This window comes from Chitinophaga sp., from assembly GCF_035761305.1.
Lineage (GTDB): Bacteria > Bacteroidota > Bacteroidia > Chitinophagales > Chitinophagaceae > Chitinophaga.
In genome coordinates this window covers 64,471-71,877 of the sequence record NZ_DASTRI010000209.1, presented here as the reverse complement: position 1 = coordinate 71,877, position 7,407 = coordinate 64,471, and the positions used below count along the sequence as shown (strand labels likewise).

Sequence of the window (7,407 nt, the reverse complement as noted above, 5' to 3'; positions counted from 1 at the left end):
GGCATAGACCTTTCCATTGTAGGATTTGCCCGTGTAGGCGGTATGGTTAGGAGTGATTTTTACCAGAACTACAATACCTTGTTCGGGCGTTATAATAACCTGGATGTAACCTACTGGACGCCCGCTAACCACACCAATGATTTTCCACGGCCCAACCGTAACCAGGAACGGCCGAACAACTACACCACACTTGCCTATTTCGACGGTTCTTTCTTTAAGATCCGGAACATAGGCATCGGCTACTCCCTGCCGGAAAGTTTAATGAAACGCTGGGGTATGCAGGCGCTGCGCGTGCATGCAGATGTAAAGCAGCCGCTTATCATAGCGCCTTACCGCCAAACGTATAAAGGCATTGACCCGGAAGATGTAACCAATATCAGTGTGGATGCACCTGCCACCTGGATGCTGCAGTTTGGTTTGAATGCTACTTTTTAATGTCAAAAAAAAGAACGTATGAATACTCGAAAAATATGCTGGTTAATAGCGCTGCTGGCTTTTGCTGCAGCAAGCTGCAATAAAATGCTGGATGAGGATGTTGTATCAACAGTAACCGACGATTTCTATAATACGCCCAATGGCTTTACCGCTGCGGTAAATGGCTCTTATGTGGCCATGCGCAGCTTTTACAGCACCGAACGGGGTATGACGCTGACCGTATTTGGCACCGATACCTACACCAACGGCTCCGATGGTGATTTTAAGTTTGTAAACCAGTACACCTCCCAGCTGGATGGCCGCTACGCCCACCTGCGGGAATTATGGAACACCACCTACCAAACCATTAACACCTGTAATGTGGTAGTGGACCGGGCGGATAACATTCCCAACCTCGACTCTGCCGTTAAGCTCAATGGTGTGGCGCAGGCCAGGTTTTGCCGTGCGCACTATTACTTTACCCTGGTGCAGCTGTTTGGCCCCGTGCCGCTGAACCTGCACGAGAACAAGGAAATTAAAACAGAGGCCCACCGCGACTCCATCGGTAACATTTATAATGCTATTATTGACGACCTGCTGTATGCAGAGCAAAACCTGCCCGAAGCGCCCACGGAATGGGGCCGTGCCAGCAAGCCCGCCGCGGAGCACCTGTTGGCCCGGGTATACCTTACACGCGCCTACACCAGCGTAAAGCAGCCTGCGGATTTTGCCAACGCCGCCAAATATGCGCAAATGGTCATTAACAACTACAGCTTTTCACTGCTGCCGGATGTAGGGCAGGTATGGGCCCAGGGAAAGGAAAATAACCCTGAAACCGTATGGGCGGTACAGTACACCAGCGATGCGCTGTATAACTCCAACGACAATAACGCCTGCCGCTTTTTCCTGATGCAGTACGATATATTGCCCGGTATGAAGCGCGACCTGGCTAACGGTACCCCCTGGAAGCGTTTCCGCCCTACCAAATTCCTGCTGGACACTATTTACCAGGATCGTGTAAACGATACCCGGTATGAAAAATTCTTCACCACCGTATGGTTTGCCAACAACCCCACCGCCACACTGAAGGTGGGCGACACATCTGTGTGGATGCCGGGGTATGATGTATCGGACGCCATGATCAAAAGCAAACCTTACCTGCTGGTGCCGCCCCGTAACTACACACAGGTGCTGTACCCTTCCCTCAACAAGTTTGCAGATGCGATGCGCCCGGATAACCAGGCTTCGGGTGTAAGGCCTTTTATTGCCTTCCGCCTGGCAGAAGATTACCTGAATGCCGCAGAAGCGCTTACCATGAGCGGGGATAAAGCTACAGCCGTAACCCTGCTGAACACCCTGCGTATGCGGGCCGCCCGGGTGGGCAGCACGCCGGAGGAAACGGCGGCCCACCAGGAGGCGATGAAGGTAACGGAAGCGCAGCTAACCCCGGATTTCCTGTTGGATGAAAGGGACCGGGAAATGGTAGGCGAGCAAACCCGCTGGTTTGACCTGAAGCGTACCGGTAAGCTGCTGGAAAGGGTAAAGCTGCACAACCCGGATGCCGGCAATAACATACAGCCCAAACACCTGCTGCGGCCTATCCCCCAGGACCAGATAGACCGGGTAAGTAATCCGGGAGATTTCCCGCAAAACCCGGGGTACTGAGGTAAATACAAATTTTTCAATTACGGAATGTAAAACATTCATGAGCGCCTTTGAAAATTATCATGAATGCGAATAATTACGAATTGAGGAAGTGCCTATCATAATGAAATATTAAACGCCTGATGCACCGGAAAAACCGGCTTTGTACCAGGCGTTTAATATTTCTCCTGATATTTGACACATTAATTCCGCCATTTGTCGTGCAGCCATAACCATCACAGCTCGGCCTTCAGCCCTTTAGCTTTCTGGGCCTGACTTTCAGCTTTTGACCTCCCTTCTTCAGCATTCCTCATCCGGCTGCATTTAATTCGCAATTCGTAATTAACAATTCGTAATTCTTCTTACCTTTGCAGCCAAATTGAGCGGGCCTGCCCCCAGTTCGTTATTTGTAATTGAAAAATTCGTAATTAAACTATATGTCCGGACAGCTTAAGGAAGTTCGTAACCGTATAAAATCAGTACAATCCAGCCAGCAGATCACCAAAGCCATGAAAATGGTGAGCGCCGCCAAATTAAGGCGTGCGCAGGATGCTATCTTACAAATGCGCCCCTATGCTGTTAAGCTCCAGGAGATCCTGCAGAACATTGTTTCCAATACAGAAGGAGATATAGATATGGCCCTGGCTAACCAGCGGGCTGTAGAAAAGGTACTGATAGTGGTAATCACTTCTGACCGCGGGTTGTGCGGCGCCTATAATTCTAACCTGATAAAGCTGGCCAAGCAGCTGATCCGCGAAAAATACGCAGAGCAGTATGCCAAAGGCCATGTGGAAATTATGCCTATCGGCAAAAAAGGTTACGAGCACTTTGTAAAGAACGGCTACAAGATCAACGACCAGTACTGGCACCTGTTTGCCGACCTGAATTTTGATCATGTAAAACAGGCCGCCGCCATTGCGCTGAACGGCTTTATAAAAGGCGAGTACGACGCCGTGGATATTGTATACAGCCAGTTCCGCAATGCCGCTACCCAGGTGTTTGTAGCAGAACAGTTCCTGCCTATTGCCAAGGTGGAGAATAAGGAAGACGGCAAGCAAAAGAATATAAAGGCCGACTACATTTTCGAACCGGAAAAAGCAACGCTGATAGCAGAGCTGATGCCCAAAATATTGAACACGCAGTTCTTTAAAGCCATCCTGGATGCGCACGCGTCTGAACATGGCGCCCGTATGACGGCTATGGATAAAGCCACGGAAAATGCCAACGAGCTGCTGCGTAACCTGAAGCTCTCCTACAACCGCGCCCGCCAGGCCGCCATCACTACCGAGCTTACGGAAATTGTAAGCGGCGCCGCTGCTTTGGCAGGTTAAAAGTGAGGGTTATTCACAACAAATCAACATCAAAAAATTTCGATTTCATACATAACGTCAAAGACTGTAACTTTCGGTCTTTGACGTTTTTATTTACAGTACGCGCAAGATTTAAACGCCTGTGGATGCTGTATTTCGGAAAAAATATATCCAATGGAAATTTCTCAGATCATACCGCATGTAGAGTCATTAATTTTTGCTGCCGACAGGCCCCTGCCGGTGCTGGAAATAGTTGATCTGCTAAATAATGCCCTTGCTTTTTTGGAAGACCGTGCCACTTTAGACCAGGTTGAAACTGCCGTGGAGGCCATCCGCGAAAAATACCATTCTGAATTTTATGCGTTTGAGGTGCGTGAAAGCGGCGGCGGCTACCAGTTTCTTACCAAGAAAGATTACTACCAAACGGTAGCGCAGCTGAACGGGGAAAAGTTCCTGAAACGCCTTTCCACTGCGGCGCTGGAAACACTGGCCATTATTGCCTATAAGCAGCCTATTTCCAAAGGCGAAATAGAACATATACGCGGCGTAAGCTCTGACTACTCTATACAAAAGCTGCTGGAAAAAGAGCTGATCATAATATCCGGCCGTAGTGAGGAGTTGCCCGGCAAGCCCCTGCTGTACGCCACTTCCAAAGCCTTTATGGATTACTTTGGCCTTAATTCGCCGGCCGACCTGCCCAAGCTGCGGGAGGTATTTGATGAAGAAGCCATACAGCCCACGCTCATTACAGAGGAAGCCTTTAACGATAACGGCGGAATGATAGTATCTGAAAACGGGGAGCTGCTGGAAGATGCTTTTATACCTACCATCACCATTGAGGATGAAGGGGCGCATACGCAGGCGGAAGAGATGGAAGCAACAGATGCACCCACGGAAAATAGCAACGCCAGCACCGCAGCAAACACGGAAGAAACCACTGCCAACGCAGATACGGATGTGACGCCGGAGGCAGACAGCGATACCGATGTTGACAACGAGCTGTCCTCCCCGGAAGCTGCAGCAGGCAATAATTTTGATGCTTCAGCGCCCGACCTGGCCAACATTGGCCCCGGCCCCGGCGATGATGAAGTAGAGAACGAAGAAGAAGACGACCTGCACGAAGACCTGGGAGATGAAGACATTGAGGATGAAGAAGAGGACGAAGACGATGAGGATTTTGACGATGAGGACGACGATGAAGAAGAGGACGATGACGATGATGAGGAAGAAGACGATGACGAAGATTTTGATGATGAGGACTATGATGAAGAAGACGATGAGGATTTTGACGACGATGAAGACGAAGACGAAGACAATGAAGAGGATGAAGACGAAGAAAAAAACTAACATAAAAAGTCCTGCCGGCCGGCAGGACTTTCTTTATATATCATAACACAGCCGGCGCTATGCCGGCAATTACCCTGTAACACACTCCATCTGCACATTTGCATATCTGCACATCCGCACATCTACTTCATCTTTGCCACCACGTCTGCAAAAATTCCGCTCAGCTTTTCATCGGCTTTATTGGCCACTGCAATAATTTCTTCAATAGCAACAGGCTGCAGGTTATCCGGGTCGCATTCATCTGTAATTACAGAAATCGCTGCACAGGGCAATTGCAGCTGGTTGGCCACAATTACTTCCGGTACCGTGCTCATGCCAACCATATCAGCCCCTATCATGCGCAGGAAACGGTATTCGGCCCGCGTTTCCAGGTTAGGGCCTGTTACAGCCACATATACGCCTTTTTTCAGCGCACAGCCTTTGGCCAGGGCTGCCTGCTCCAGCAGCTGGCCCAGGTGCTTATCGTATGGGCGGCTCATATCCGGGAAGCGGGGGCCAAAAGCCGGCGCATTCAGGCCCCGCAGCGGGCTTTCGGGCTGCAGGTTAATATGATCGGTCAGCAGCACCAGGTCGCCCTTTTGAAAAGCGGGGTTCATACCGCCGGCAGCATTGCTGAGCAGCAGGTACCGTATGCCCAGGGCTTTCATTACCCGTATGGGAAAAGTGATCTGCTGCATGGTATAGCCCTCATAATAATGAAAGCGGCCCTGCATGGCTATTACCGGTACCTGCCCTATATGGCCGTATATCAGCTGCCCCTTGTGCGATTCTACCGTTGATTCGGGGAAATGGGGGATCTCATGATACGGAATGCTTTTTTCAACCTGTACCTGTTGTACCAGCTGTCCAAGACCAGTGCCCAGCACTATGCCTGCCGTAGCATGGTGATAATTGAATTGCCGCAGGTAAGCGGCAGCGTCGTTTATTTGTTGTAAAAATGCTTGCATAGCACAAAGAAAATGTAAATACGGAAGTAATATATGCAACCGTTTGCATAAATTTTTCACTTCATATCGTAAAAGTTTTACCCGTTTATACAATAACCTTAGCAAATATGTTTTCCGTTCATCACATTTTTATGCAATCGGTTGTGTATTTTCTCCCCAATTTTTATAAATTGAGTTAAAATCAGCCTCGTAACCAGGCTAAAAATGTAGAGAAAAACAGCCGCACCTGCGGAACCTGCAAAAAGATAAATTACACGGGATGAAAAAATTTTGGATTTTATGCAGCAGTATACTGCTGTTACATGGTGCAGTTAACGCCGGTCCTGGTCATAAAAAAGGACAATGGCAGCCGCTTTTTAACGGTAAGGACCTGAAAGGATGGAAGCAGCTGGGAGGCAAGGCAAAATACAACGTGGTAAACAATGAAATTGTAGGCACCACTGTAACGCAAACGCCCAACTCTTTCCTGGCTACTGAAAAAGATTACGGCAATTTTATATTGGAAGTGGAATTTAAGCTGGATGAGGAATTCAACTCCGGCATCCAGTTCCGCAGCCAAAGCCGCGCAGATTACCAGAACGGCCGCGTATTTGGCTACCAGATGGAAATAGATCCGTCGGACCGCAAATGGAGCGGCGGTATTTACGAGGAAGGGCGCCGGGGCTGGCAATATCCCATGGAGCTGAACCCCGCGGGGCAAAACGCTTTTAAGAAAAACGACTGGAATAAATACCGGATAGAATGCAGAGGCCCTGAGATACGTACCTGGGTAAACGGAGTACCCACCGCCCACCTGGTAGATACGGCGCTGCCTAAAGGCTTTATTGCGCTGCAGGTACACGCCATCGGCAATAAAACAGCAGATGCGGGAAAGCATATCCACTGGCGTAATATCCGTATTATGGAAGATCCGTCTGCCAACCAGTACTCGCCCTACGACCAGATATATGTCGTAAATAATATTCCCAACAATCTTTCCGCCCAGCAGAAAAAGAACGGCTTTCAGCTGTTATGGGACGGTAAAACCAGCAATGGCTGGAGAGGCGCTTACAAAAAAACATTTCCGGCAAAGGGATGGACGCTGAATGACGGCACTATCACCATTCACCAGTCCAACGGCCATGAAATGGGCTCCGGCGGCGATATTGTTACCGATAAGGAGTACGGCGCCTTTGAGCTGGAATTTGAGTTTAAGCTAACGGAAGGCGCCAACAGCGGTGTAAAATATTTCGTGAACGAGTCTTATAAAACAGATGGCAAGTCGGCCATAGGGCTGGAATACCAGGTGCTGGACGATGAGCGGCACCCCGATGCCAAGCTGGGACGCGATGGCGACCGCACCCTGTCTTCACTGTACGACCTGATACCACGCAAACAGATAAAACAAGCGTTGAAACCGATTGGAGAATGGAATAAAGGACGTATTATTGTGTATCGAAATAACCACGTGGAGCATTGGCTAAACGGCTTCAAAATGGTAGAATATGAGCGCGGGTCACAGGCATTTAAAGACCTGGTAGCCATCAGCAAATACAAAAACTGGAAAAATTTCGGTTTGTGGCCGCAGGGGCATATCCTCTTACAGGATCATGGTAATGAGGTATCGTTCCGCAGCCTGCGTATAAAAACATTATAACTGATACGGGCATACAGGCAAAGATGTAATCGATTAAGCAGCAGCTTGCAGCAAATGCCCTGTCAGTATTAAAAAGTTTTCATTGTTCACTGTTCTATATAAAACATTC

Annotated in this window: 5 protein-coding genes and 1 pseudogene; 5 read left to right on the top strand and 1 reads right to left on the bottom strand. The window is 49.0% G+C overall.

Annotated elements, in window-relative coordinates:
* The 4 genes and pseudogenes from VFS25_RS17765 to scpB form a co-directional block, all read left to right on the top strand.
* Positions 1-435, top strand: a pseudogene (locus VFS25_RS17765) (SusC/RagA family TonB-linked outer membrane protein); the annotation flags it as partial.
* An 18-nt stretch (positions 436-453) separates the two neighbouring features.
* A complete protein-coding gene (locus tag VFS25_RS17760; protein ID WP_326463512.1) occupies positions 454-2,079 on the top strand; it encodes a RagB/SusD family nutrient uptake outer membrane protein in 1,626 nt (541 codons plus the stop codon).
* A gap of 416 nt (positions 2,080-2,495) precedes the next feature.
* Positions 2,496-3,389, top strand: a complete 894-nt coding sequence (gene atpG, locus VFS25_RS17755) for an ATP synthase F1 subunit gamma (RefSeq protein ID WP_326463511.1) — start codon at positions 2,496-2,498, stop codon at positions 3,387-3,389.
* Between the two features lie 153 nt (positions 3,390-3,542).
* Complete coding sequence (gene scpB / locus VFS25_RS17750) at positions 3,543-4,715, top strand: SMC-Scp complex subunit ScpB (RefSeq protein ID WP_326463510.1); 1,173 nt, start codon at positions 3,543-3,545, stop codon at positions 4,713-4,715.
* Between the two features lie 122 nt (positions 4,716-4,837).
* On the opposite strand, the gene VFS25_RS17745 is transcribed toward scpB, so the two are convergent.
* Positions 4,838-5,662, bottom strand: a complete 825-nt coding sequence (locus tag VFS25_RS17745) for a purine-nucleoside phosphorylase (RefSeq protein ID WP_326463509.1) — start codon at positions 5,660-5,662, stop codon at positions 4,838-4,840.
* Between the two features lie 259 nt (positions 5,663-5,921).
* Here VFS25_RS17745 and VFS25_RS17740 point away from each other — a divergent pair, with 259 nt between their 5' ends.
* Complete coding sequence (locus VFS25_RS17740) at positions 5,922-7,298, top strand: DUF1080 domain-containing protein (protein WP_326463508.1); 1,377 nt, start codon at positions 5,922-5,924, stop codon at positions 7,296-7,298.
* The last annotated feature ends 109 nt before the right edge of the window (positions 7,299-7,407 follow it).